Raw genomic sequence first — 23,243 nt, 5'->3', positions numbered from 1 at the left:
CAATAAAACACCATGACTTCGAATCTCCTCAGCATCGGTAAGAGCGGTTTGCTTGCAGCGCAGGTGGGCCTGTCGACGACCGGGCATAACATCACCAATGCCAACGTGGACGGCTACAACCGCCAGGTGGTGCTGCAGCAGACGGCCCAGTTCAACAATGCCGGCTATGGCTTCGTGGGCAACGGTACCGAGGTATCGCAAGTCAAGCGCCAGTACGACAGCTTCATGGCTTCCCAGGTGAATGGCGCGCAGGCGACCACCAGTTCGCTCGACGCGTATTACACGCAGATCAGCCAGATCGACAACATGCTGGCCGATCCCACGGCCGGCCTGTCGCCGGCGATGGCCGATTTCTTCAAGGGCGTGCAGGATTTCAGCTCGAATCCGTCGTCCGTCGCGTCGCGCCAGGCATTGCTGTCGAGCGCAAACTCGCTGACGGCGCGCTTCCAGGGCCTCAGCGCGCGCCTGACGGAAATCGGCGATGGCGTCAATTCGCAGATCACCTCGAACGTGAAGGTGATCAATTCCTACGCCAAGCAGATCGCGGACCTGAATACCTCGATCACCAACCTGACGGTGAATGAAAGCAATCAGCCCAACGATTTGCTGGACCAGCGCGACCAGCTGATCACCGAGCTGAACAAATACGTCAAGGCAACGGTTCAGCCTGGCGCAGGCAACTCGATTACCGTCTCGATCGGCTCGGGCCAGCCGCTGGTGGTGGGCAGCAAGAACTTTGAACTGGCCGCCACGCCATCGCCGACGGACCCGAACCGCCTGGACGTGGGCTATGTGACGGGCACCACCGTCACCAAGCTGTCGGAAAGTTCCCTCAGCGGCGGCGCGCTGGGCGGCTTGCTGGAATTCCGCAGCGGCAGCCTGGACCGCATCCAGAATTCCCTGGGCAAGGTCGCCATCGCGCTGGCCTCCACCTTCAACGAGCAGCACAAGCTGGGCCAGGACTTGAACGGCGACATGGGCGGCGACTTCTTCAAGCTGCCCGACCCCGTCATCGGCGCCGACTACCGCAACAACGCGACCAGCACGACCGCGCTGTCGGCCAAGATCAGCGATCCGACCCAGCTGACGGCCAGCGATTATGCCGTGAAGTACGACGGCTCGAACTACGTCGTGACGCGCCAGAGCGACGGCACGAAAACCACCATCAACCCGTATCCGCAGACGGTGCCGCAAACCATCGACGGCGTGGATTTCTCGATCACGGGCACGGCTGCCGAAGGCGACAACTTCATGGTCAGGCCGACGGCGCACGGCGCGTCTGACCTGGCCGTGGCGATTACCGACCGCAACAAGCTGGCCGCCGGCGCGCCGATCGCCACGGGCGCGCCCGTCAGCAACACGGGCAGCGGCAAGCTGGGCGCGGGCAGCGTGGACAGCGCTTATTTGACGCCAGGCAATGCCCTGACGGCGCCCCTGACCTTGACGTACGACAAGGCAACCACTTCGCTGACGGGCTTCCCCGCTGGCCAGGCGGTGACGGTGAAAGGCTTGAACGGCGCCACCACCACCTATCCGGCCGGCACGGCGAACATACCCTATACGGAAGGCGACAGCTTCAGCTTTGGCGGCATCAACGTCAACATGACGGGCGCGCCCGCGCAGGGCGATACCTTTACCATTTCGCCGAACTCGGGCGGCGTGGGCGACAACCGCAATGCCGCCTTGCTGGCGGGATTGCAGACGAAAAACATCCTCGACGGCGGCAAGGCCACGTTCCAGGGCTCGTACGCGGAAACCGTCAGTTTTGTCGGCAACAAGACGCGCGAAGTCCAGGTCAGCGGCCTGGCCAGCATGGCCTTGCTGCAGCAGACCAGCACGCAGCAGCAGGCCGTGTCCGGCGTGAATCTCGATGAAGAGGCGGCCAACCTGCTGCGCTACCAGCAAGCCTACCAGGCTTGCGGCAAGGTCATGCAGATCGCCAGTACCCTGTTCGACGTGGTCATCGGCCTCGGACGTTAATTATTTGAGCGGCGGCCTCGGGCGCCGCCACCTGGAAGGGCAGCATCATGCGCATCAGTACCAAAATGATCTATGACGCGGGCAGCTCGCAGCTGAACACGCTGCAGGGCGCCCTGAACCGCACGCAGATGCAGCTGTCGGCCAACCGCCGCAACCTGACGCCGGCGGACGACCCCATCGCCTCGTCGCGCGCGCTGGAAGTGACGCAGTCGCAGTCGATCAACACGCAATTCGTGACGAACCGCTCGAATGCCAAGAATTTCCTGTCGCAGGAAGACCTGGCGCTGGCCAGCACTACCTCGCTGATCGCCGACGTGCAGGAATTGGTGTTGAAGGCCGGCAACCCGGCATTGAAGGACGTCGACCGCCAGAGCCTGGCCACCGAACTGCAGGGCCGGCTGACGGACCTGATGGGCATCGCCAACACCTCCGACAATGCGGGCGGCTACCTGTTTTCCGGCTACAAGTCGACCACGCAGCCGTTCAGCCAGACCCCGGGCGGCGCCACCTACGTGGGCGACCAGGGCCAGCGCGAGCTGCAGGTGGGGTCGGCGCGCTACCTGGCCACCAGCGACTCGGGCGCGGCCGTATTCGAGAACAACCTGACGGGCAATGGCAAGTTCACCACGGCACCCGACGCGGGCAACTTCACGCGCGGCGGCGCCGGCATCATTTCCGGCGGCACCGTCACCGATCCCACCAAGTTGACGGGGCACAAGTATTCCATCGATTTCCAGGTGACGGGCACGGGCACCGACGCCACCACGACCTACACCGTGACGGACGTGACCCTGGGCCAGACGATACCGAATCCGGCCGTGCCCGTGGCCTACAAGGCGGGCGACGCCATCAACTTTGACGGTCAGCAAGTGTCCATCACGGGCAAGCCGGCCGACCAGGACAAGTTCACCCTGGAGCCGAGCGGCAAGGAATCGATCTTTACCACCATCACCAACCTGATCGGCGCACTGGGCCAGCCGGCGTCGGGCGACGCGGGCCAGGCGCGCCTGACGGCCAGCCTGAACGCCGCGCACAACATTCTCGACACGGCCTATGACAACGTGCTGTCCGTGCGCGCGGAAGTGGGCTCGCGGCTGAAGGAGCTCGACACGCTCGACAGCGCCGGCGACGACCTCGACCTGCAATATGCGAGCACCCTGTCCGGCCTGCAGGACCTGGACATGGTGAAGACGATTTCCCTCTTCAGCCAGCAGCAGATCACCCTGCAGGCGGCGCAGAAATCGTTTACTTCCATTTCGGGCCTGTCGCTGTTTAATTACATCAGCTAAGCCAGCCGTTTCAAGGCCAGGCCGGGGCAGGGAAGCCATCTCCCGCCCCGGCTTTTTTGCGCCCGCAAGATGGCCATCCTGGCAAGATATACAGGCAAACTGTGCAGTCTACCTGTCTATCTGTTATACTTGGGCCTGTTGATCCACCACGCGGCCCCCATGACCACCCCACAAGAAGACCATCAAAGCCACGAGCAAGTGCTGCAGCTGGCCGGCGAATTGCGCATCCTCATCGGTAAGCTGCGCCGCCGCCTGCGCGAGGAATCGCAGCTGGGCGACGTCAGCATGTCGCAGCAATCCGTGCTCAGCCGTTTGGAGCGCGAAGGCCCGGCCACCGTCAGCAGCCTGGCGCGCGCCGAAGGCATGCGACCCCAGTCGATGGCTGCCACCGTGCTGGCCCTGACGGAGGCGCGGCTGGTGACGGGCGCGCCCGATCCGCTCGACGGCCGGCAAACCATCCTGACCCTGACGGACAGCTGCCGCGCCTGGATCGCATCCAGCCGCGCGGCGCGCGAAGACTGGCTGGCGCGCACCATGGAAACCCGGCTCACGCCGGCCGAAGTCACCGAACTGGACAGGGCGGTGACGCTACTCAAACGTTTGGCGCAATGACCCCGGTGATTGCGACCCTGAAACCCAAGGCAAGGAGGCCTTTCCCCCACAGATGAAAAACACATTCCGTTCGCTACGCAATCCCAATTACCGTATCTGGGCCGGCGGCGCCCTCGTGTCGAACGTCGGCACGTGGATGCAGCGCACGGCGCAGGATTGGCTGGTGCTGAGCGAATTGACGCAGCACAAGGCCAGCGCCGTCGGCATCGTCATGGCCTTGCAATTCGGCCCGCAGCTGCTGTTGCTGCCCCTGACGGGCATGGCGGCCGACCTGCTCGACCGCCGCAAACTGCTGCTGTGCACGCAGGCGGCCATGGGTTTGCTGGCGCTGGGCCTGGGCCTGCTGTGCATCAGCGGCCTGGTCCAGCTGTGGCACGTGTATGTGTTTGCCTTCCTGCTGGGTTGCGTGACGGCCTTCGATTCGCCCGTGCGCCAGACCTTCGTTTCCGAGATCGTCGAGGAGGACGACCTGACCAACGCCGTGGCGCTCAACTCCACCTCGTTCAATGCGGCGCGCATGCTGGGCCCGGCCGTGGCGGGGCTGCTGATCAGCAGCGTCGGCAGCGGCTGGGTCTTCATCATCAACGCCGTCTCGTTTGCCGCCGTGATCGGTTCGCTGTTGCTGCTGCGCGTGGAACTGCTGCGCCGCGCGCCGCGCCTGAAGGCCACGCGCGCCAGCCTGGGCGAGGGTTTCCGCTACGTGCGCCAGCGGCCCGACCTGATGGCCATCCTGCTGATGCTGTTCCTGATCGGCACCTTCGGCCTGAATTTCCCGATTTTCCTGTCCACCATGTCGGTGACGGCCTTCCATGCGGGCGCCGGCCAGTATGGCGTGCTCAGTTCCATCATGGCCTGCGGCTCCGTGGCGGGCGCCCTGCTGGCGGCGGGCCGCGGCCGGCCCACGCTGGCCTTGCTGCTGGGCGCGGCCGCGCTGTTCGGCTTTGGTTGCGCGCTGGCCGCCGTGATGCCCAACTACTGGCTGTTCGGCATCATGCTGGTGGTCATCGGCATCGCCGCGCAAACCTTTACCACCAGCGTCAACAGCAGCGTGCAGCTGTCCACGGCGCCCGCCATGCGGGGCCGGGTGATGGCCATCCTGCTGGCGATCTCGGCGGGCGGCACGCCGCTGGGCGCGCCCATCGTGGGCTGGGTGGCGGACACCTTCGGCCCCCGCTGGGCGCTGGGCATCGGCGCCGTGTCGGGCCTGGCGGCGGCCCTCGTCGGCGTGCGCTACCTGGTGAAACACCACCAGTTGAAGCTCCATCTCGACGTGCGGCGCTGGCGCGTGGCGCTGAGCACCGACCAGCGCTGAAGCCGGCCTTAGCGTGCCGGCGGCGCCGGCGGCGCTGGCCGCAGGGGATGCGGCGGCACGGGCGGCGGCGGCCGCTCGCGCGCGGCGAAGCCGCGCGGCAGCAGACGCGCCGTTTCTATGCCGCGCAGGAACATGTTCTGGAAGGGCGTGGCCAGGTAGGGCAGGACCATGCCGATCACCAGCAAGCCCACGCCCAGGGTGACGGGGAAGCCGATGCCGAAGATGTTCAGCTGCGGCGCGGCCCGCGTCAGGATGCCCAGCGCCACGTTGGTCAGCAGCAGGGCGGCGATGACGGGCAGGGCGATCTGCAGGCCGGAACGGAAGATTTCGCCGCCCCAGGCGGCCAGTTGCTGGAAGCCGCCGCCGCTGATGGGGCTGGCGGAAATGGGCAGGCTGACGAAGCTTTCCGCCAGCGCCGCCAGCAGCACCAGGTGGCCATTGACTGTGAGAAACATCAACGTGGCCAGCATGACGAGGAACTGGCTGATGGCGGACGAGCGGCCCTTGGTCTGCGGATCGAAGAACGAGGCGAAGCCCAGGCCCATGGTCAGGCTGCTGATCTCGCCTGCCATCTCGATGGCGGAAAACACGATGCGGATGGTAAAGCCCATGGCCAGTCCCACCAGCATCTCCTGCGTGAGGATCAGCAGGCCGGCCAGCGACATCGGATTGACGGCTGGCAAGGCCGGCACGGTGGGGGCGATGATCATGGCCAGCAGCGTGCCCAGCGCAACCTTGACGGTGGCCGGCACGGCCGCGTTGCCGAACAGGGGCGCCGCCGCGATCAGGCCGAGGATGCGGCTGAGTGGCCACAGCAGCGCCGCGATCCACGTGTTCAGTTCGATGCTGGACAGGGTCAGCATGGCCTATGCCCTTGCCGCATGCCTAGCCGACCAGGTTTGGGATGCCCGTGAAGACCTGGCGCATGTAGTCGAGCATGACGGACAGCATCCACGGTCCCGCCACGACGATGGCGATGAAAATGCCCACCAGCTTGGGGATGAAGGACAGGGTCGCCTCGTTGATCTGCGTGGCGGCCTGGAAGATGCTGACGACCAGGCCGATGATGAGCGCGACGAGCAGCATGGGCGCTGCCACCATCAGGGTGATTTCCATCGCCTGGCGGCCCAGGGTCATGACGCTTTCGGGTGTCATCGTCTTCCCCTAGTAAAAACTCTGTGACAGCGAACCGAGCAGCAGCTGCCAGCCATCGACCAGCACGAACAGCATCAGCTTGAACGGCAGCGAAATCGTCGCCGGCGACATCATCATCATGCCCATCGACATCAGCACGCTGGCGACCACCATGTCGATGATCAAAAACGGGATGAAGATGGCAAAGCCGATCTGGAAGGCCGTTTTCAGCTCGCTCGTGACGAAGGCGGGCACGAGGATGCGCAGGGGCACGTCTTCCGGGCCTTGCAGGGCCGGCGTGCGCGACATCTTGGCGAACAGGGCCAGGTCGGCCTGGCGCGTCTGCTTGAGCATGAAGGTCTTCAGCGGTTCGACGCCCTTGTCCATCGCCTGCTGCATGCTGATCTTGTTTTCCTGGTAAGGCTGGTAGGCATCCGTATAGATCTTGTCGAACACGGGTCCCATGACGAACAGGGTGAGGAACAGGGCCAGGCCCACCAGCACCTGGTTCGGCGGCGCCGACTGCGTGCCGATGGCCTGGCGCAGCAGGGACAGCACGATGATGATGCGCGTAAAGCAGGTCATCATCAGCAGGGCCGCCGGCAGGAAGGTGAGCGACGTCATCAGGATGAGCGTCTGTACGGGCAGCGAATAGTTCTGGCCGCCGCCCGGCGCCGGCGTGCTGGTGAAGGCCGGGATGCCCGGTTCGGCCAGGGCCCACAGCGGCAGGGCCAGGGCGACGGCCGCCAGCAGCCAGGTCAGGGGAGTCTTGATATTGCTCAATACCTGCGCTTGCGTCTGCTGCTTCATTGCCTGCTTATTTTCCATTGCGTTTTTCGATGGTCTGTTTCAGCCACTCGGAAAAGTTGGCGGCGGCAGGGCCGTTCTGCGCGGCGGCCAGCGGCGGCACGTCGCCTTCCTGGCGCGGCAGCGTCGCCAGCGCATTCACGCGGCCGGGCGAGGCGCCGACGACGATCCACTGGTCGGCCACTTCGACGAGGACGATGCGTTCGCGCCCGCCCAGGTTGAGCGAGCTGACGACGCGCATGCGGGCGTTGCCGCCCATGGCTTTCGGGCCGTAGCGCTTCATGAACCAGGCCAGGCCGATCAGCAGGGCCAGCACGAAGACGAGGGCAACAATGGTCTGCAGCAGGCTGCCGGCCGAGGTCGCCGGTGCCATCGTCATCGGCGCGCCCGGCGGCATGGCGGGCAGGGTGGCGGCGGGCGCGGGGACCGCCGCGGCTTTTTCAACAACGACCTCGGCAGCGGCGCTGGCCACCGCCGTTTCGGCCGGGGCCGAAGCTGGTACAGGCGCCGACGCGGGCGCTGCCAGGGCAATGCTGCATGCCGCCAGGAGCGGCAGCACGGTGGAAATCAACAGGCCAGGCTTCATTTATTCAATTTTCGGATGCGTTCGGAAGGCGTGATGATATCGGTCAGGCGGATGCCGAACTTGTCGTTCACCACCACCACCTCGCCCTGGGCGATCAGGCAGCCGTTGACCAGCACGTCCATCGGCTCGCCGGCCAGGCCGTCGAGCTCGACCACGGAACCCTGTGCCAGTTGCAGCAGGTTCTTGATGGCGATCTTGGTGCGGCCCAGCTCGACCGTCAGCTGCACGGGGATATCGAGGATGAAATCGATATCGTTGTGCGTTTCCGACTTCGACGCCTGCTTGGAAAAGTCCTTGAACACGGCGGCGCTGGCCGCGCTGGCCGTATTGGCGGCCTGGTTCTGCAGCGCTTCCGCTTCGGCCTTGGCCTGCTCGGCGATGGCCGCGCCCCAATCGTCTTCCGCGCTTTGGTCGTCTTGGTTGTCAGACATGTGTTTCTCCTGTTGTACGGATGCGGGCCGCAGCACGGCCCGTATATTTCTTAATGGTTGTTCATGTTATCGGCATTGGCGAGGAGTTTCTCCACCTTCAATGCATATTGTCCGTTCAACACGCCATACGTGCAATCCATCACGGGCACGCCGTCGACGGTGGCGGCGATCAGTTCGGGAATATTCAGCGGAATGATGTCGCCCACCTTCATGTTCAGGATCTCGTCGAACGAGACGCGGGCCGTGCCCAGCGAGGCCACCAGTTCCACTTCGGCGATCTGGATCTGCTGCGTCATCAGGCGGATCCAGCGCTTGTCCACTTCCAGCGCCTCGCCCTGCAGGCTGGAGGTGAGTGAATCGCGGATCGGCTCGATCATCGAATACGGCATGCAGAAGTGGATTTGTCCGGAAACGGAGCCCAGTTCCACCGTAAACGTGGACGCCACCACCACCTCGTTCGGCGTGGCGATGTTGGCGAACTGCGTGTTCATTTCTGAACGGATATATTCAAACTCGACGGGGAAGACCGGCTCCCACGACTTGGTGTAGGCCTCGAAGACGATGTCGAGGATGCGCAGGATGATGCGCTGCTCCGTCTGCGTAAAGTCGCGGCCCTCGACGCGCGTGTGGAAACGGCCGTCGCCGCCGAACAGGTTGTCCACCAGCAGGAACACGAGGCCCGGATCGAAGACCATCAGGGCCGTGCCGCGCAGCGGCTTCATGTGCACCAGGTTCAAATTGGTCGGCACCACCAGGTTGCGGATGAATTCGCTGTACTTGGATACGCGCACGGAACCGACGGACACTTCCGCGCTGCGGCGCAGGAAGTTGAACAGGCCTACGCGCAGCAAGCGGGCGAAGCGTTCGTTGATAATTTCCAACGTCGGCATCCGGCCGCGCACGATGCGCTCCTGGGTCGCCAGGTTGTAGGTGCGAACTCCCGTGACGTCTTCCGGCGCCTGCGCGTCGTCCTGGTCTCCGTTGACGCCCTTCAGAAGGGCATCGACTTCTTCCTGGGAGAGGAAATTATCGGCCATGGCTGCTTATTGAATGATGAATGCGGTAAATAATACGTCCGTCACGTCCTGCTCCGGCCCCTTGTCCTCGAACGGCTGGTTGACCTGGCCGATGATTTCGGCCGCCAGTTGCTGCTTGCCTTCCACGGTATTGAGTTCCGATGCTTTCTTGCCAGACAGCAGCAACAGCAAACGGCTGCGCACCTTGGGCATGTTGAGCTTGATCAAGTCCATTTCTTCCGGACTGCTCGCTTGCAAGGTGAAAGCGATCTGCAGGTATTGCTCGCCATTTTCCGGCTGCAGGTTGACGGTGAAGGCATCGATGGGCACGAAGACGGGCGGACCGGCCTTGGACGCCGCGTGTTTTTTCTTGCTGGGCGCGCTGTCTTCCTTGTCGGCCTTGCCATGCAGGAAATACCAGGCCGCACCGCCACCGACGCCGCCGGCGACCAGCACCGACGCCAGCACTATGATCAGAAGCTTCTTTTTTGACGCGCCGGCCGGTGCCAGGGCTGCATCTGCTTTCGGATCTGCTTTCATTTTTGGATTTGCTTTCAATGGTACTCGAGTGCATGGAAGTGGATCACGACGCCATTATGTCATTATCGGCAAATTCTGCGCAGAAGGATGCAGCGAAAAGAGGGACGAAGCGCCCTCAACTCGATGTTTCTGCATGAAAAGTTCCAGCGCAAGGTGCCGCTGTGGCCTGCGGGCGACGAATTGCCTCTAGGCAAACGTGTCCACGGCGCCCAGGGTGGCCCGGCCCCGCGTGCCCGTCGCCGGGGCGATGGCGATCTCGCCGCTGGAAACGCCGCCGTGCTGGCCGCCGCCACGCCGGCCGCCGGACGCTTCACGGCTGCCCTCGCCTTGCTGTTCCGGCGTGCCGGCCGAGACCGTGGCGCTGCCGAAGGCGATGCCGGCGTCGCTCATCATTTCGCGCAGGCGCGGCATGGCCGCTTCCAGCGCCTGGCGCACTTCCGGCTGGGCCGACATGAAGGCCGCATCGGCCTGGTCGTTGGTGACCGTCAGGACCACCTGCACGGGACCGAGGTCGGGCGGATTCAGGGTCAGGGTGGCGCTCTGGTCGCCGCCGGCCGCCATCCACACGACTTTCTGCCCCAGCTGCTGATCCCAGGCGGGCGTGCCGACCCGGCCGGCCAGCTTGTCCGTGGGCACGGCCGCCGCCGCTGCCGCCTGCTGCAGCGCGGCCGGCTGCAACTGGGCCGCCAGGCGGCTCAGGTCGGCCGGTGTTTCCTTGAGGAGCGGTTCGGCCACGGCCGTGCCAGCCTTGGCGGTGGCGGCCAGCTGGGCGTCGATGGCCAGCTTGCTCGCTTCGGCCTTGCCGCCCGCCAGCTGCGTGGCAGCCGCCTTGCCCTGGGCCTGGCCCAGGCTGGCGGCAAAGTCGCCGCTGTCCGCAGGCGCGGCGCCCGCCTTGCCGTTGCTCTGGCCTGCAGCCAGCAACTGGGTTGCCGCCAGGCTCTTGCCGTCGGCCTTGACGCCGCTGCGCGCCGCCAGTTCCCCGGCCGGCCTGGCGGTGGCCGGCGACTGCATGGCCAGCTGGATGCTGCCCACCAGGGCCAGCATCTCGGCGGCCGGATCGGCCGGCTTCTGCGCCGTCGTCGCGGCCGCTTCGCTTTCCTCGGCCGGGACGCCATCCTTGGCGGCCGGCGTGGCCGTTTCGCTGGCGGACGCCGCCTGCCTGTCCTGCGTGGCTTGCTCGGCCGGTCTGGCGTCGCTGCCGGGCGTCCTGGCGGCGGGCGCGGGCGTGGCCGCCGGTGCCGGCGTGTTCGCTGGCGGCCGGGCCGCCTGCGTCTGCGCCTGCGTGCGGCTCGCCTGCCGCTGTTCCAGCTGGCGGTTCAGGGTGCGCTGGAAGTCGCCATCGCCGCTGCCGGCGGGCGGCTGGCTGCGGTTGGCTGGACCCGGCGTGGCGTTCGGCGAGACAATCTGGGAAATTGGGGTTGGCTGGGTTTGCATGGTGTTGCCTCAGTGTTGCTTAGCGTTTGTAATAGGCCAGTCTCGCCGCGTGCTCATCCATTGCCTTCTGATCGCGCTTGTTTTCCAGCTTCAGGGCCTGTTCCTGCGCCCGGTTGTTCAGCGTGGTGTAGGACATGCGCTTGCGTTCGGCATCCTGCCAGCGCAGCTTTTCATTCTCGCTGCGCGCCTGCGCATGCTCGACCACTTGCTGCTGGCCCAGGATGGCGCTGTCGAGCTTGAGCATGAAGGCCTGGAAGTTGCGGTAGGCCATGGGCGTGATGCCGCTGCTCATGGTCGTTTCGAAGCGCTGCGCGTAATCGTCGCGGTAGCCGGTCAGCATGTCGAGCTTCTGGCGGCAATCGTCGAGCGCTTTCAGGGCCGCGCCCAGGCGCTTGGCGCAGTCGTCCGTTTCACGCTGGGCAAGGTCGATCAGGGTGGCAAGTTGGGAAGGAGAGGCCATGGCTGATTATATTCCCCGTGTGCAAGCCCCAATCAGTCGAATAGAGCGGTAAGTTGCCCCAAGCTCTCGTCCATGCTGACCCGCTCCGTGATCTGCTGCTGCAGGAAGGCTTCGATCTTTTCATGCAGGGCGATGGCCTGGTCCAGCACGGGGTCAGTGCCGGCGCTGTAGGCGCCCACGCTGATCAGGTCGCGGCTGCGTTCATAGCGCGAATACAGCTGTTTCAGCTTGCGGGCCTTTTGCTGGTGCTCGTGCGAGGTGATGGAGTGGGCGGCGCGCGAAATCGACTGTTCGATGTCGATGGCGGGATAATGGCCCGCCTCGGCCAGGCGGCGGTTCAGCACGATATGGCCGTCGAGAATCGCGCGCGCCGAGTCGGCGATCGGGTCCTGCTGGTCGTCGCCCTCCGTCAGCACGGTGTAGAAGGCGGTGATCGAGCCGCCGCCTTCCTCGCCATTGCCGGCCCGCTCCACCAGCACGGGCAGCTTGGCGAAGACGGACGGCGGATAGCCCTTGGTGGCGGGCGGCTCGCCGATGGCCAGGGCGATTTCGCGCTGTGCCATGGCGTAGCGCGTCAGCGAATCCATGATCAAGAGCACGTTCTGCCCCTGGTCGCGGAAGTATTCGGCGATCGCCGTCGCATACGCGGCCCCTTGCAGGCGCATCAGCGGTGGCGTGTCGGCCGGCGCGGCGACGACGACGGAACGGGCCAGGCCTTCGGCGCCGAGAATTTGCTCGATGAATTCCTTCACTTCGCGGCCCCGTTCGCCGATCAGGCCGACGACGATGACGTCCGCTTCCGTGTAGCGGGCCATCATGCCCAGCAGCACGCTCTTGCCGACGCCGGAACCGGCGAACAGGCCCATGCGCTGGCCACGGCCCACGGTCAGCATGGCATTGATCGAGCGCACGCCCACGTCGAGCGTATCGACGATGGGCGCGCGGCCCAGGGGATTGGCGGGGCGCACGTTGATGGGGGCGCTGTCGACCGTGTGCAGCGGACCCAATTGATCCAGCGGCCTTCCTGCGCCGTCGAGCACGCGGCCCAGCAATTGCGGCCCCACGGGCAGGTGGCGCGCGCGGTCGCTGGGGCGGCGGCGCGGGTGCGCCACGCTGCCCGGGCGGGGGATGGCCGGTTCGACGGAAAACACGCGCGTGCCGGGGACGATGCCCTCGACGTCGCTTTGCGGCATCAGGAACAGGCGGTCGCCCTCGAAACCGACGACTTCCGCCTCGACCCGGCCGCCATTGGGCAGGGGCACGGTGCAGGCGGCGCCCACGGCCAGGCGCAGGCCCACCGCTTCCATCACCAGGCCTGCCACGCGCGTGACGCGGCCCGACACCTGCATCGGTTCGACGAAGCCGACGACGGCCGTGCAGTCGTTCAGGTAGGCGCGCCAGCGCGCCGCATGGGCCGCCGGACCTTTGACGGGTTCGCTCACGGCGCCAGCCAGTCCAGGTCCTTGCCCAGCGCATGCATCAGGCGCTGCCAGCGGGTGGACGTCTGCGCGTCGATCTGGTTGCTGGCCGTGTCGATCTTGCAGCCGCCGCGCTCCACGCCGGGGTCTTCGATGACTCTCCAGCCACCCTTGTCGAGCTCGTCGCCGATGCCGTCGCGCACCACTTGCGCATCGTCCGGGTTGAGCATCAGCAAGGCCGGTTGTTGCAGTACAGGCAAGTACTCGATGGCTTCGCGCACCATGGGCAGCATCAGCTCGGGACGCACGGGCAGGGCCGTCTTCAGCATGCCCTTGGCCAGCTGCAGGGCCAGTTCCATCACTTCATGGGAGATCAGTTCGTCGGCCTGCTGCACGGCCGTGCCGAAGTCGACGGCGATGGTCTGCAGGTGCGCCAGTTCCACGCCGGATGCCGCCTTGCCTTCCGCGTACGCCTGTGCGTGGCCATCCGCATGCCCGGCCGCATGGCCTTGCGCATAGCCTTCGGCGCGGCCTGCCTCGAAGGCGGTGGCGCGCGCTTCCTGGCGGATGGCGTCGAGTTCTTCCTGCGTCGGGTATTCCAGGGGCGGCGCCAGCTCTTCCTCGTGCAGCTCGGCAAAGGGATCGATTTCCGGCTCGGGTTCCGGTTCCAGCAGCTTGCGCGCCGCCACCACGCTGGGGCGCTCGTCGCCAAACGAGGTCATTTCCCAGCGCTGGTAGGCGGTTTGTTGCTCTTTGGGAATTAAATTAGACAAACGAATCCTCGCCTTTTCCGCCTAGGACAATCTGCCCTTCGTCCGCCAGGCGGCGCACGATCTGCAGGATCTGCTTCTGCTGCGATTCCACTTCCGACAGGCGCACGGGGCCTTTCGATTCCAGGTCTTCGCGCATCATCTCGCCGGCGCGCTGCGACATGTTCTTGAAGATCTTGTCGCGCAACTCCTGCGAGGCGCCTTTCAGGGCGATGATCAGCATTTCCGACTGCACTTCGCGCAGCAGCAGCTGGATGCCGCGGTCGTCGATATCGATCACGTTGTCGAACACGAACATTTCGTCCATGATCTTTTGCGCCATGTCATTGTCGTAGTTCTTGATATTGTCCATGACGGAGCCTTCCTGCTCGCCGCTCATGAAGTTGAGGATCTCGGCTGCGGCGCGCACGCCGCCCAGCGACGATTTCTTGATGTTCTCGTTGCCGGAAAGTAACTTTGTCAGCACGTCGTTGAGTTCGCGCAAGGCGGCCGGCTGCACGCCGTCCAGGGTGGCGATGCGCAGCACCACGTCGTTGCGCAGGCGGTCCGTGAAATGGCCGAGGATTTCGCAGGCCTGGTCGCGCTCCAGGTGGACGAGGATGGTGGCGATGATCTGCGGGTGCTCGTTGCGGATCAGCTCGGACACGGATTGCGAATCCATCCATTTCAACGATTCGATGCCGGACGCGTCCTTGCCGCCCAGGATGCGCGACAGCAGCACGGAGGCCTTGTCGTCGCCCAGCGCCTTGGTGAGGACTTGCCGGATGTATTCGTCCGAATCGAGGCCGACGGTGGAATTGAGCTCCGTCTGCGAGCGGAAGTCGTCGAGCACCTCGACCACCTGCTCGTGCGCGATGCCCTTCATGGTGGCCATGGCGGCGCCCAGCTTCAGCACTTCGCGGGGGCCGAGGAATTTCATCACTTCGGCCGCTTCGCTCTCGCCCAGCGCCAGCATCAGGATGGATGCTTTTTGCAATCCCGTTGTCTCAGTCATTATTGCCTATCCATGCTTTGATCACGTTGGCCACCACGCGCGGGTCTTCCTGCGCCAGTTTCTTGGCCATCGCCAGGTTCTCGCGGTAACCCCGCGCCGTGTCTTCTTCCAGTTCTTCCAGTTCCGCTTCGCTGAGCAGGACCTCGTTTTCATCCTCGGATTTCACCAGTTCCGGCTCGACGGCCGGCGGCGGGGCGCCGAAATCGTCGATCTTGCGCATCACGGGGCGCAGCATCGGGCGCACGATCTTGATGAAGATATACAGCAGGATCAGGGCCGTGATGAGGAATTTTGCCAGTTCCTTGGCCAGCGGCAAGTTGGCGGGGTCGCGCCACCACTCCAGCTTGCCTTCCGGCGCGCGGTCGATGCCATCGAACGGCGAATTGGCCACGCTGAAGCTGTCGCCGCGCTCCTTGTTGTAGCCCATCGCTTCCTTGACCAGGTTATTGATCTGGACCATTTCGGCAGGGGAAATCGGCGTGACGGTGACCTTGCCATCCTTGCCGATGCTGCGGCGGTAGTTGACGACGACGGCCACGGACAGGCGGCGCAGGCCGCCCATGGATTTCTGTTCGTAGCGCACGGTCTTGTCGACTTCATAATTGGTCGTCGATTCCTTTTGCGTGGGCGCCGTCGGTGCGCCGGCCGGCGCGCCCGGCGCCTCGGCCGTCAGCGGCGCCGTGGCCACGCCGGGCGGCTGGTTCGACAGCGCGCCGGGCACGCCGGACGGGTTGGCATTGCCGGCGCCCGTCGATTCGCTCGTCTGCTGGCTGCGGATGGTGGACGCTTCCGGCGGCGAGTTCGGCTTGTAGGTTTCGGCTGCCTGCTCGCTTTGCGAAAAATCCACGTCCGCCGTCGCCTCGGCGCGCACATTGCCTTCGCCGACGATGGGCAGCAGGATCGATTCGACCTGCTTGATCACGCTTTGCTGCAACTGTTGCACGTATTTCAACTGGTTCGGGTCCAGGCTTTTCACGCCGTTGGCGCGGTCCTTGTCCTTTTCCTGGTTCGACAGCAGGTTGCCCGCCTGGTCCACCACGGTGACATTGATTGGCAGCAATTCCGGCACGCTGGACGCCACCAGGTGCACGATGGCGCTCACTTGCAGCTGGTCCAGGCCGCGGCCCGGATGCAGGTTCAGCAGCACGGAGGCCGTCGGTTTTTGCTGTTCGCGCACGAAGACGGACGGTTTCGGCAGGGCCAGGTGGACGCGCGCCGTATCGACGGCGGACACCGATTCGATGGATTTGGCCAGCTCGCCTTCCAGCGCGCGCTGGAAATTGACCTGTTCCAGGAACTGCGACACGCCCAGCTTCTGGTTTTCCATCAGCTCGAAGCCCACGTTGCCGCCTTTCGGCAAGCCTTGCGCGGCCAGTTTCAGGCGCGCATCGTGGACTTGCTCGGATGGCACGAGGATGGCGCCGCCCCCTTCGGAAAACTTGTGCTTGATGCCCAGCTGGTCCAGCGAGGCCGTGATGGCGCCGCCGTCGCGGTCCGTGAAGTTGGAAAACAGCACCTTGTACTCGGGCGGCTGGTTCCACATGTACAGGGCCACGCCGATGGCGATCAGCGCCGCCACGCCCAGGCCGCGCAGGAAATTCTTGCCCATCGGCGTCTTGGCGAAGGCTTGCACGGATTCCACGGGCGAACGGGCAGGCGCCGGTTCCGGTGGTATGCGGTTTACATCGATTTCTTCGGCTACAGCCATGATTGCCTTCCAGGGCGCGTGGTTTGACGGTATGGGGTGATGCGTGGCGGCCGCATCCTCGGGAGGAGGGGCGATAGGCAGAATTATCCGCCACTGTCACGCGCTTCAATCGTCCAAACAGAAGGTGCTTTTGCCGCTTGCTCGGCCGAGCGGCTGGCGCTGGCGCTGGTATTGTGGAACCCTGGCAGCGTGTGACGGAAGTTATTGTACCCGCCGTTGCCTTGCTGGCCAGGGTTTTGTTCTCTGGAAGCAACACGCATGGAACAGTGATGAAACGCACAAGTATCGGGAGGCAAGGTGAAAACAGGCGGTATCGATAGCAGCAGGATCGAGGCGATGATCGCGCAACTGAAGTCGGCGGCCACGCGGCCGGAGGCGAAAGTCCCCGCGATCCAGACCGAGGCCCCGGCGGCCAAGGTGAACTTCGCCGATGCCTTCAAGGGCGCGCTGGACTCCGTCAGCGCCTCGCAAACGGCATCGTCGAACCTGGGCAAGCGCTTTACCATGGGCGACGACAAGGTCAGCCTGTCGGACGTGATGGTGTCGATGCAGAAGTCCAGCATCGAATTCCAGGCGACGGTGCAGGTGCGCAATAAATTAGTGTCGGCGTATCATGAAATCATGAACATGCAGGTGTAAACGTCGCACCAAAGCTACTGCGCGGCGCCCTTTGCGGCCTGCGATGCTTGCTGTACTTCAGTACAGCTGCGCGTCTCGGCCGCAAATCATCGCCGCTCGCTACGCTTTGGCGAAACGTTAAGCTTTGACTCTGGATTGAATTAACCCAGTCCAGCCATGCGCGCATTGCGCTCGCGCTCCAGCCGCGTGATGTAGCGTTGCACGTGCGCCAGCATGCTGCGCGGCAAGTCGACGAACTGGCAGCCGAGGCGGCGGTTCAGCTTATTGTTGAGCAATGTCATGTCCAGCGAGTTGCGGATCTGCAAAGTCGCCGTGACGATGCCGACGTCGGGCAAGTCGATGCGGCAGCCGGGATAGTCCCTGCCGATGGTTTCCCCCAGCATCAATTTATTGTCGAGGATGGCGATGCCGCCGCAGCTGATGTCGGCCAGCGGGAACAGGGTGTCGGCGCCGCCCAGCGAGGGCGGCAGGGGAATCGAGACGCGCACGGGATTGCTGACGGGCGTCGTCATGCGGTAAAACTCGCGCCGCTGCAGGCGGATCAGGGTTTCCGGTACGGCAATCTTCAGGGCCGGCGTGCCGCCATAGTTGCACTCTTCCACCAGGGCGCTGGCGAACAGGATGCGGATCTTGTCGAGCGAGGTTTCAAACGAGATGCCCGTGGCGGCCACCATGCGCCGGTTCTGGTCGGCATTCACGGAGCGGTCGAGGATGACGGTGTTGCGTTCGGCATCGACTTCCAGGATCGAGGTGACGCACACATCGGATTCGCCGTGGATCAGCATGCGGATCAGCTGGTTCTTTTCGCTGATGCTGCGCAGCAAGGCGATGATTTCCCGCCGCGATTCCACTTCAAAGTCATGCCAGTTTTCGAGGCCGGAATCCATAATATGTGCTTGCATTGATGCCTGTCTATGTATCGGTGGAAAGTGCGCTGGTGTCGGGCGGCGGCGGGATCGGCCCGCCATTCGCAGATTCAATATGATATAACCAGGCCAGCAGTTCCGCAATCGCCCGATACAGGCCAGGCGGAATCTGGCGGTCCAGGTCCACATCCATCAGCAGCGCCACCAATTCCTTCGATTCATGCACGAAGACGCCGTGTTCGCGCGCCGTGCTGATGATCTGCTCGGCGATCAGGCCGCTGCCCTTGGCGACCACCTTGGGCGCCGGCGTGCCGCTCTGGTAGGCCAGAGCGACGGCCGTCTGCGGCACCTTGCGCTTGCTGTCGTCAAGCATCGTCGTCTCCCGGCGCCGCAGGCGGTGCCGCTGCCGCGTCCGGCTTGCCGGCGATGCTCAGGGAGGTCAGGGGCCAGCCGGCCGCATCCAGCGCCGCTTCCAGCCGCGCCGCATGCTGGCGCAGGGTGGCGGCGCTGTCCTCGCTGCCGGCCTGCAACTGGATGGCCACGCGCCCGCCCTGCAGCACCACTTGCGCGGCCAGGTCGCCCAGCAGGGGAAACTGGAAGCGCACGCTGCTGCGCCAGGCCGTCGCCTCGTCCGCTTCCGCGCCGTCCTGCTGCTGGCCTTCCGGCGCATCCCGGCTGATATCCCACTGCATCTGCTGGCCGGGCCACGCTTCGCCCTGCCACTGCACGCGCGCCTGCTCGTGCGTATGCAGCTGCAAATTGATCAGTTGTGCCGCCGCCAGGTCCGTGCCCGTGCGGGCCGCGTCGCCCTGGGCGGCCCGCTGCATCTGCGGTTCCAGCAGCAGCGAGGCCAGCGGGCGCTTGCCTTCGGCCCATTCGGCCACGTGCGATTCATAGAACAGGCCGCTGCTGGCGACGGCATCGCGCAGCTTTTGCGCCACGCCGGCCGGGTCGGCGCCGGGCGAGGCCATCAGCGCGGCTTTGCCGACCAGCGACAGGGGCGCGCCGGGCACGCTCTCGGCCTGCACCAGCACGCTGCTGATGGCGCGCGCCGTCGTGCTCAGCTCGGGCGCGGGCGTGTCGCCGGCCAGGTCGGGCAGCAGGTTGGCCGGCGTCAGCGGTGCCCGGCCGAGCAGGGTGGCGGCCGCGCTGCTGGCGCGCGTGCCCGCCTGGGCCGCACCGGCCTGGGCGCCGCGCGCCGCGGCCGCCTCCGGTTCCGCTTCGGCGTCCGCGTAGGTCAGCAGGGGATGGGGCGCCTGGTCGCGGGCATTGCCGATTTGAAAGGAGGGGCGGGGATTGATGCCGATCAAGGTCAGCGGGATTTCCGCGCCCGGCTGGGCGCCGGCGGGCAGCTGCATGCGGGCCGGCGTGCCGGCCACGCGCACGAGATAGCTGCCGTCGCCCATGCGGGCCAGCACCTGTCCCTGCATGGATTTGCCGATCAGCCCCTGCAGCGAGCGCTGGAATTCGGCCTGGCGCGGGTCGGCGACGGTATCGGCCGGGCGCGTGCCCTTGATCGGGGTCAAGGGCGTCATGCCGATGGCGTCCATCTTCGGCAGCATGCTGGCTCGCCCTCGCCGGCGGGCGCTTAGACGCCGTAGGCGTTGGCCAGGCGCCGTTCGGTGCCGGTGCTATTGATCAGCTTGGACAATTGCGCCATCCACGGCATGGTCAGGTCGCGGATCTTGCGGTCGTCTTCGAGGATCTGCTTGATCAGCGCCACCTTGCGCAGGCGGCCGGCGCTTTCCAGCACGACTTTTTCCTCGTTCGCCTTCAGGGCGGCCACATGCGCGCTGATGCGCTGCTCCAGCACTTCCAGCTGGTCCCAGTCGGCATTCGTGGCGGCGGTGACCATCTGGCCCGTCAGGGCTTGCATGGCTTCGTAGGTGGTCAGGACTTCTTGATTCGTCATCATGGATCAGGCGCTCGCAAGGCTGGGCATACGTTTCAGGTCGGCGCCAGGGGTGGCGGCGGGCGTGGAACCAATGGCGTTCCAGGTTTCGCGCAAGTCGGTCAGCAGGCGCTGCACTTCTTCCAGCACGGTGATATCGTTGTTCAGGTTGGCCGCCAGCAGGCGCGCGCCCATGTATTCGTACAGGGCGTCCAGGTTTTCGGCGATCTCGCCGCCCACTTCCTTGTCCAGGCTGGCGCGCAAGCCATTGTCGATGATCTGGATGGCGCGCGAGATGGCCTTGCCTTTTTCCGGCACGTTGCCCGATTTCATGTGCATCTGCGCGCTGAGCACGGCCACCAGGGCGCCGTCGTACAGCATCACGATCAGCTTGTGCGGCGACGCCGAGACGATGCCCGTTTCCAGGCCGACCTTGGCATAGGCGTTGACGCCGCGTTGTTGGGTTCCAAACATGTGATTCTCCTGATGATTGGGCTTAGCGGTTGGCGGCGATGGCGGCCAGCTGCTGGGTCAAATAGGTTTGCGTGCTTTGCAGGCTGCTCAGGGTGACGTCGAGCCGCGTGAACTGCGCACGGTAGCGCGCTTCGATGTCGGTGAGTTTGGAGCTGAACTTGTCGCGCTGCGTCGCCACGTCCTTGATGCTGTCGTTGATCCCCTTGCTGCGGTTGGTGAGGATGCCGTCGGTGCCCAGGAAGGAGGTCGCCAGGTTGTTCAGCTGATAAGCATAGCCCTGGGAAAAACTGACCGTGCCCCGTTCGCCGACCGTGCCGCCCGTAATCTCGACCTTCAGGCCTTCCGTCGCCGAGCCGGGCGCGCCGGTCAGCGTCTGGCCCGAGCCGACGACGGGCTGGCCGCCCAGCGTGCCGGCGACATCCTTGCCTTTTTCCGATGTCGCCGTGCCGAACAGATCGGAAACGGGCGTGCCCGTCAGGCTGGCCAGGGAAAAGTTCGACACGGAACCATAGCGGGCCGAGGCGATTTTCAGGCTGCCGTCCGCTTCGACGGAGGCTGCCACGGTCGAGCCGGTATCGGAAAAGGCCTTCACGCCGTTGATGGACGATTGCAGCAAGGTCGCCAGCTCCTTCTGCGAGTAGGTGCCGGCCGGCACGGTGACCGTTGCCGTGTTCTTCGGCGACGACGGGTCGCTGTCGTTCAGGGTCACGCTCCAGGTGGTGTCGCTGGCGATGGTCGTCGAGGCGCCCAGGGGCGCGCTACCCTTCAGGCTGCCCTGGCTGGCCATGGTGCTGACCACCAGCGCATAGGTGCCGGGCTTGGTGGCGGCCGTCGAGCTGGTGAACGACACCGTGCTGTCCGTCGTCTTGCCGAGCGCCGCGAACAGGCCGCCGATGTCGGTGAAGTTGCTGCTGATTGCCTTGTCGAGCTTGCCGCTATCGAGGGCCAGGCTGCCATCCTTCTGGAATGAGATGCCGACCTGGCTCAAGGTGGTAAGGCTGGTGCTCAGGCCGGAAATGGAGCTGCTGAGCTGGCGGCGCAGCTGGCTCTGGATGGATTGCGCCGTCGAGTCGCCCACCAGCACGCCCGCATTCTTGGTTTCCGGATCGTAGGCCGTCAGTTTGGAAATCGACGCGTTCAGGTCGTTGTAGGCCTTGACGAAGGCATTGATGCTGGTCTTGACGGTCGAGGTGTCCTTGGCAACGGACATCGAGGTGCTGCCCACCTTGATGACGTTCAACGTCACGCCCTCGATGGCCGTATCGATATTGTTGGAGCTGCTGGTGATCGGGATGCCGTTGACGCTCAGGGCCGTATTCTGCGCGGCGCTGTTCTGCTTCAGGTTCTGCACGCCGGCCGGGTCATAGGACAGCAAGTCGCTCAGGGCCTGGTCCACGGGCTGGCCGGCGGCGGCCGACAGGGTGATTTTCATGGCCGAATTGGCGCCCGTCTTGGTCGAGCTCAATACCAGGTGATACGGGTTGTCGCTGCCGTCGGAGACGATGCTGGCCGTGACCCCCAGGCCGGCGTTGTTGATGGCGTCGCGGATGCCCTGCAAGCTGTTGTTGGTGGCGTCGATCACCACCGACCCTGTCGCTTGCGTGCCGTCCTGGGCGAACGAGGTGCCCATGTAGGCGCCGCCCGAGCCTGCCGTGAGGCCGGCGGCGGCCGGATTGCTGCCGGTCACGGCGATGGGGCTGGCATTGCCCGAGCTGAGCGTCACCGAACTGCCGAAGGTCGCATTCGAGCCATCCGTCGTCACGCCCGCCGCATGGCCGATGCCGCCCTGGACGTCGCCCGTGACGACTTCCTCGATGTTGAGGTTGGAGCCGTCCGCCCGGGTGAACTTCAGGGTGCCGTCGGCGGCCTTGCCGCTGACGGTGATGTTGGCGGCCGCCAGCGCGTTCGAGACAGCGTTCGGGCCTTCCAGCGTGGTATCGAGCGAGGCCGCCGTGATGCCGGCGCCGCCGGCGACGCCATTGCCCTGGGTGACGATCTCGATGCCGCCGACCGACAGCGCATACGTGCCGTCGGCGCCCGTGGAGACGTTGCCGAAGCCGCTGAACAGGCCGGCGCTGCTGGCGGTTGGCTGTGCCGTGGCCGTCACGCCGGTGGTGCTGCTCTTGGCATTGATGGCGTCGGCCAGGGCGCGCGCGCTCTTGGTGCCGCTGTCCGTCGGAATGGCGGTGCCGTTGATCACCAGCGAGCCGTTGCTGATGCCGTTGAGCATGGTCCCGCTGGACAGGCTGCTGCCCACCACGCCGAAGTTGCCGCCGCTCAAGGAACCGAGCTGGAAAGAAATGGTCGTCTTGGCGCCGCTGCCGATCGTCGACAGCTTGTTCGCCATGCCGCCCGAGGTCAAGGTCTGCGACTGGGCCAGCTGGGTGACGTTGATGTTGTAGTTGCCGGGCACGGCCTTGGCGCCGGCCGATGCCGTGAGGACCGTGAGGTCGCCCGGCGTGGCGCTGACGGCGCGGAAGCTCGACGTATTGCTCAGGCCCGTCAACGAGCCCTGGAAGGCACTGACCGCGCCGCTCAGGGTGCCCATGGCGCTCAGCTTGGCCTGGTACGATGCTGTTTTCTTGTCATAGGTAGCCAGCGGCATCGATTCCGCATTCATCAGCTTGTCGATAATGGCGTTCACATCCAGGCCGCTGGCGCCGGCGCCGATACCCGGGGATGATAAGGTTGGTGAGATAGCCACTGAATGCTCCTAGGAAAACATTAATATAAGCTGTTATCGGCAGAATCAATCAGGACTTGAGAGGGGGATTTAGGCCCCTGTTTTCAGCGCGGCGCCGGGATGGCCGGGCAAAGGGGCGCAGGGCGTGGACAGGCGCGGCCGCTGCCCGCTGCGGGGCGCGCAAAAAAAACAGGGACCC

The 23,243-nt window shown here is 65.1% G+C and carries 24 protein-coding genes; 5 read left to right on the top strand and 19 right to left on the bottom strand.

Features of this window, described 5'->3' with window-relative positions; genetic code table 11:
- Positions 1-12: 12 nt before the first annotated feature.
- From flgK to AC07VL_RS16535, 4 genes are all read left to right on the top strand, one after another.
- Positions 13-1,980: a flagellar hook-associated protein FlgK gene (flgK, locus tag AC07VL_RS16550; RefSeq protein ID WP_494806814.1), complete on the top strand. Its 1,968-nt coding sequence runs from the start codon at positions 13-15 to the stop codon at positions 1,978-1,980.
- Positions 1,981-2,027: 47 nt separating this feature from the next.
- Complete coding sequence (flgL, locus tag AC07VL_RS16545; protein WP_494806813.1) at positions 2,028-3,269, top strand: flagellar hook-associated protein FlgL; 1,242 nt, start codon at positions 2,028-2,030, stop codon at positions 3,267-3,269.
- 159 nt (positions 3,270-3,428) lie between these two features.
- Positions 3,429-3,881: a MarR family winged helix-turn-helix transcriptional regulator gene (locus tag AC07VL_RS16540; RefSeq protein ID WP_494806812.1), complete on the top strand. Its 453-nt coding sequence runs from the start codon at positions 3,429-3,431 to the stop codon at positions 3,879-3,881.
- A gap of 52 nt (positions 3,882-3,933) precedes the next feature.
- Positions 3,934-5,193, top strand: coding sequence for an MFS transporter (locus tag AC07VL_RS16535; RefSeq protein ID WP_494806811.1), 1,260 nt, complete (start codon positions 3,934-3,936; stop codon positions 5,191-5,193).
- Positions 5,194-5,201: 8 nt separating this feature from the next.
- Here AC07VL_RS16535 and fliR read toward each other — a convergent pair whose 3' ends face one another.
- From fliR to fliF, 13 genes are all read right to left on the bottom strand, one after another.
- Positions 5,202-6,056 carry a flagellar biosynthetic protein FliR gene (gene fliR / locus AC07VL_RS16530; protein ID WP_494806810.1) on the bottom strand — a complete coding sequence of 285 codons (855 nt, stop codon included), beginning with the start codon at positions 6,054-6,056 and terminating at the stop codon, positions 5,202-5,204.
- Positions 6,057-6,078: 22 nt separating this feature from the next.
- Complete coding sequence (gene fliQ / locus AC07VL_RS16525) at positions 6,079-6,348, bottom strand: flagellar biosynthesis protein FliQ (protein ID WP_290604388.1); 270 nt, start codon at positions 6,346-6,348, stop codon at positions 6,079-6,081.
- A gap of 9 nt (positions 6,349-6,357) precedes the next feature.
- On the bottom strand, positions 6,358-7,137 hold the full coding sequence (gene fliP / locus AC07VL_RS16520; protein WP_494806844.1) for a flagellar type III secretion system pore protein FliP: 780 nt from the start codon (positions 7,135-7,137) through the stop codon (positions 6,358-6,360).
- Between the two features lie 7 nt (positions 7,138-7,144).
- Entirely contained in the window at positions 7,145-7,720 is a 576-nt protein-coding gene (gene fliO / locus AC07VL_RS16515; RefSeq protein WP_494806809.1) for a flagellar biosynthetic protein FliO, read from the bottom strand.
- Positions 7,717-8,151, bottom strand: a complete 435-nt coding sequence (gene fliN / locus AC07VL_RS16510; RefSeq protein ID WP_034754038.1) for a flagellar motor switch protein FliN — start codon at positions 8,149-8,151, stop codon at positions 7,717-7,719. Before fliN ends, fliO begins: the two co-directional genes overlap by 4 nt.
- A gap of 50 nt (positions 8,152-8,201) precedes the next feature.
- Positions 8,202-9,188: a flagellar motor switch protein FliM gene (gene fliM / locus AC07VL_RS16505; protein ID WP_034754035.1), complete on the bottom strand. Its 987-nt coding sequence runs from the start codon at positions 9,186-9,188 to the stop codon at positions 8,202-8,204.
- A 6-nt stretch (positions 9,189-9,194) separates the two neighbouring features.
- Positions 9,195-9,707 (bottom strand): flagellar basal body-associated protein FliL, encoded by a 513-nt coding sequence (gene fliL, locus AC07VL_RS16500; RefSeq protein WP_290604400.1) that lies wholly within the window; start codon positions 9,705-9,707, stop codon positions 9,195-9,197.
- A 186-nt stretch (positions 9,708-9,893) separates the two neighbouring features.
- Positions 9,894-11,141, bottom strand: a complete 1,248-nt coding sequence (locus AC07VL_RS16495; protein WP_494806808.1) for a flagellar hook-length control protein FliK — start codon at positions 11,139-11,141, stop codon at positions 9,894-9,896.
- Between the two features lie 19 nt (positions 11,142-11,160).
- Complete coding sequence (gene fliJ / locus AC07VL_RS16490; RefSeq protein WP_494806807.1) at positions 11,161-11,601, bottom strand: flagellar export protein FliJ; 441 nt, start codon at positions 11,599-11,601, stop codon at positions 11,161-11,163.
- Between the two features lie 32 nt (positions 11,602-11,633).
- Entirely contained in the window at positions 11,634-12,950 is a 1,317-nt protein-coding gene (fliI, locus tag AC07VL_RS16485) for a flagellar protein export ATPase FliI (RefSeq protein WP_494806843.1), read from the bottom strand.
- A gap of 89 nt (positions 12,951-13,039) precedes the next feature.
- Positions 13,040-13,741, bottom strand: a complete 702-nt coding sequence (locus AC07VL_RS16480) for a flagellar assembly protein FliH (RefSeq protein ID WP_494806842.1) — start codon at positions 13,739-13,741, stop codon at positions 13,040-13,042.
- Between the two features lie 43 nt (positions 13,742-13,784).
- Positions 13,785-14,783, bottom strand: a complete 999-nt coding sequence (gene fliG / locus AC07VL_RS16475; RefSeq protein WP_101482390.1) for a flagellar motor switch protein FliG — start codon at positions 14,781-14,783, stop codon at positions 13,785-13,787.
- Entirely contained in the window at positions 14,776-16,491 is a 1,716-nt protein-coding gene (fliF, locus tag AC07VL_RS16470; RefSeq protein WP_494806806.1) for a flagellar basal-body MS-ring/collar protein FliF, read from the bottom strand. The genes fliG and fliF overlap by 8 nt, the downstream gene beginning before the upstream one ends.
- Before the next feature lie 297 nt (positions 16,492-16,788).
- Here fliF and fliE point away from each other — a divergent pair, with 297 nt between their 5' ends.
- Positions 16,789-17,130: a flagellar hook-basal body complex protein FliE gene (fliE, locus tag AC07VL_RS16465; RefSeq protein ID WP_494806805.1), complete on the top strand. Its 342-nt coding sequence runs from the start codon at positions 16,789-16,791 to the stop codon at positions 17,128-17,130.
- Between the two features lie 140 nt (positions 17,131-17,270).
- Here fliE and AC07VL_RS16460 read toward each other — a convergent pair whose 3' ends face one another.
- Genes AC07VL_RS16460 through fliD form a run of 6 tightly spaced genes read right to left on the bottom strand, consistent with a single transcriptional unit; the run spans position 17,271 to position 23,065 of the window.
- Positions 17,271-18,017, bottom strand: coding sequence for a flagellar brake protein (locus AC07VL_RS16460; protein WP_494806804.1), 747 nt, complete (start codon positions 18,015-18,017; stop codon positions 17,271-17,273).
- A 25-nt stretch (positions 18,018-18,042) separates the two neighbouring features.
- Positions 18,043-18,369, bottom strand: a complete 327-nt coding sequence (locus tag AC07VL_RS16455) for an EscU/YscU/HrcU family type III secretion system export apparatus switch protein (RefSeq protein WP_494806803.1) — start codon at positions 18,367-18,369, stop codon at positions 18,043-18,045.
- A complete protein-coding gene (gene fliK / locus AC07VL_RS16450; RefSeq protein WP_494806802.1) occupies positions 18,362-19,558 on the bottom strand; it encodes a flagellar hook-length control protein FliK in 1,197 nt (398 codons plus the stop codon). Before fliK ends, AC07VL_RS16455 begins: the two co-directional genes overlap by 8 nt.
- A 26-nt stretch (positions 19,559-19,584) precedes the next feature.
- Positions 19,585-19,911: a flagellar protein FliT gene (locus AC07VL_RS16445; protein ID WP_494806801.1), complete on the bottom strand. Its 327-nt coding sequence runs from the start codon at positions 19,909-19,911 to the stop codon at positions 19,585-19,587.
- A 3-nt stretch (positions 19,912-19,914) separates the two neighbouring features.
- A complete protein-coding gene (gene fliS, locus AC07VL_RS16440; RefSeq protein ID WP_290604420.1) occupies positions 19,915-20,361 on the bottom strand; it encodes a flagellar export chaperone FliS in 447 nt (148 codons plus the stop codon).
- Between the two features lie 22 nt (positions 20,362-20,383).
- The gene (fliD, locus tag AC07VL_RS16435) at positions 20,384-23,065 is read right to left on the bottom strand and encodes a flagellar filament capping protein FliD (protein WP_494806800.1); all 2,682 of its coding nucleotides are present in this window, start codon (positions 23,063-23,065) and stop codon (positions 20,384-20,386) included.
- Positions 23,066-23,243 lie beyond the last annotated feature (178 nt).

It is taken from the genome of Janthinobacterium sp. GW821-FHT03C08 (assembly GCF_059420905.1).
Note: the sequence above shows the minus strand (reverse complement) of the source record. Positions and strands in the feature narration are given on the sequence as shown.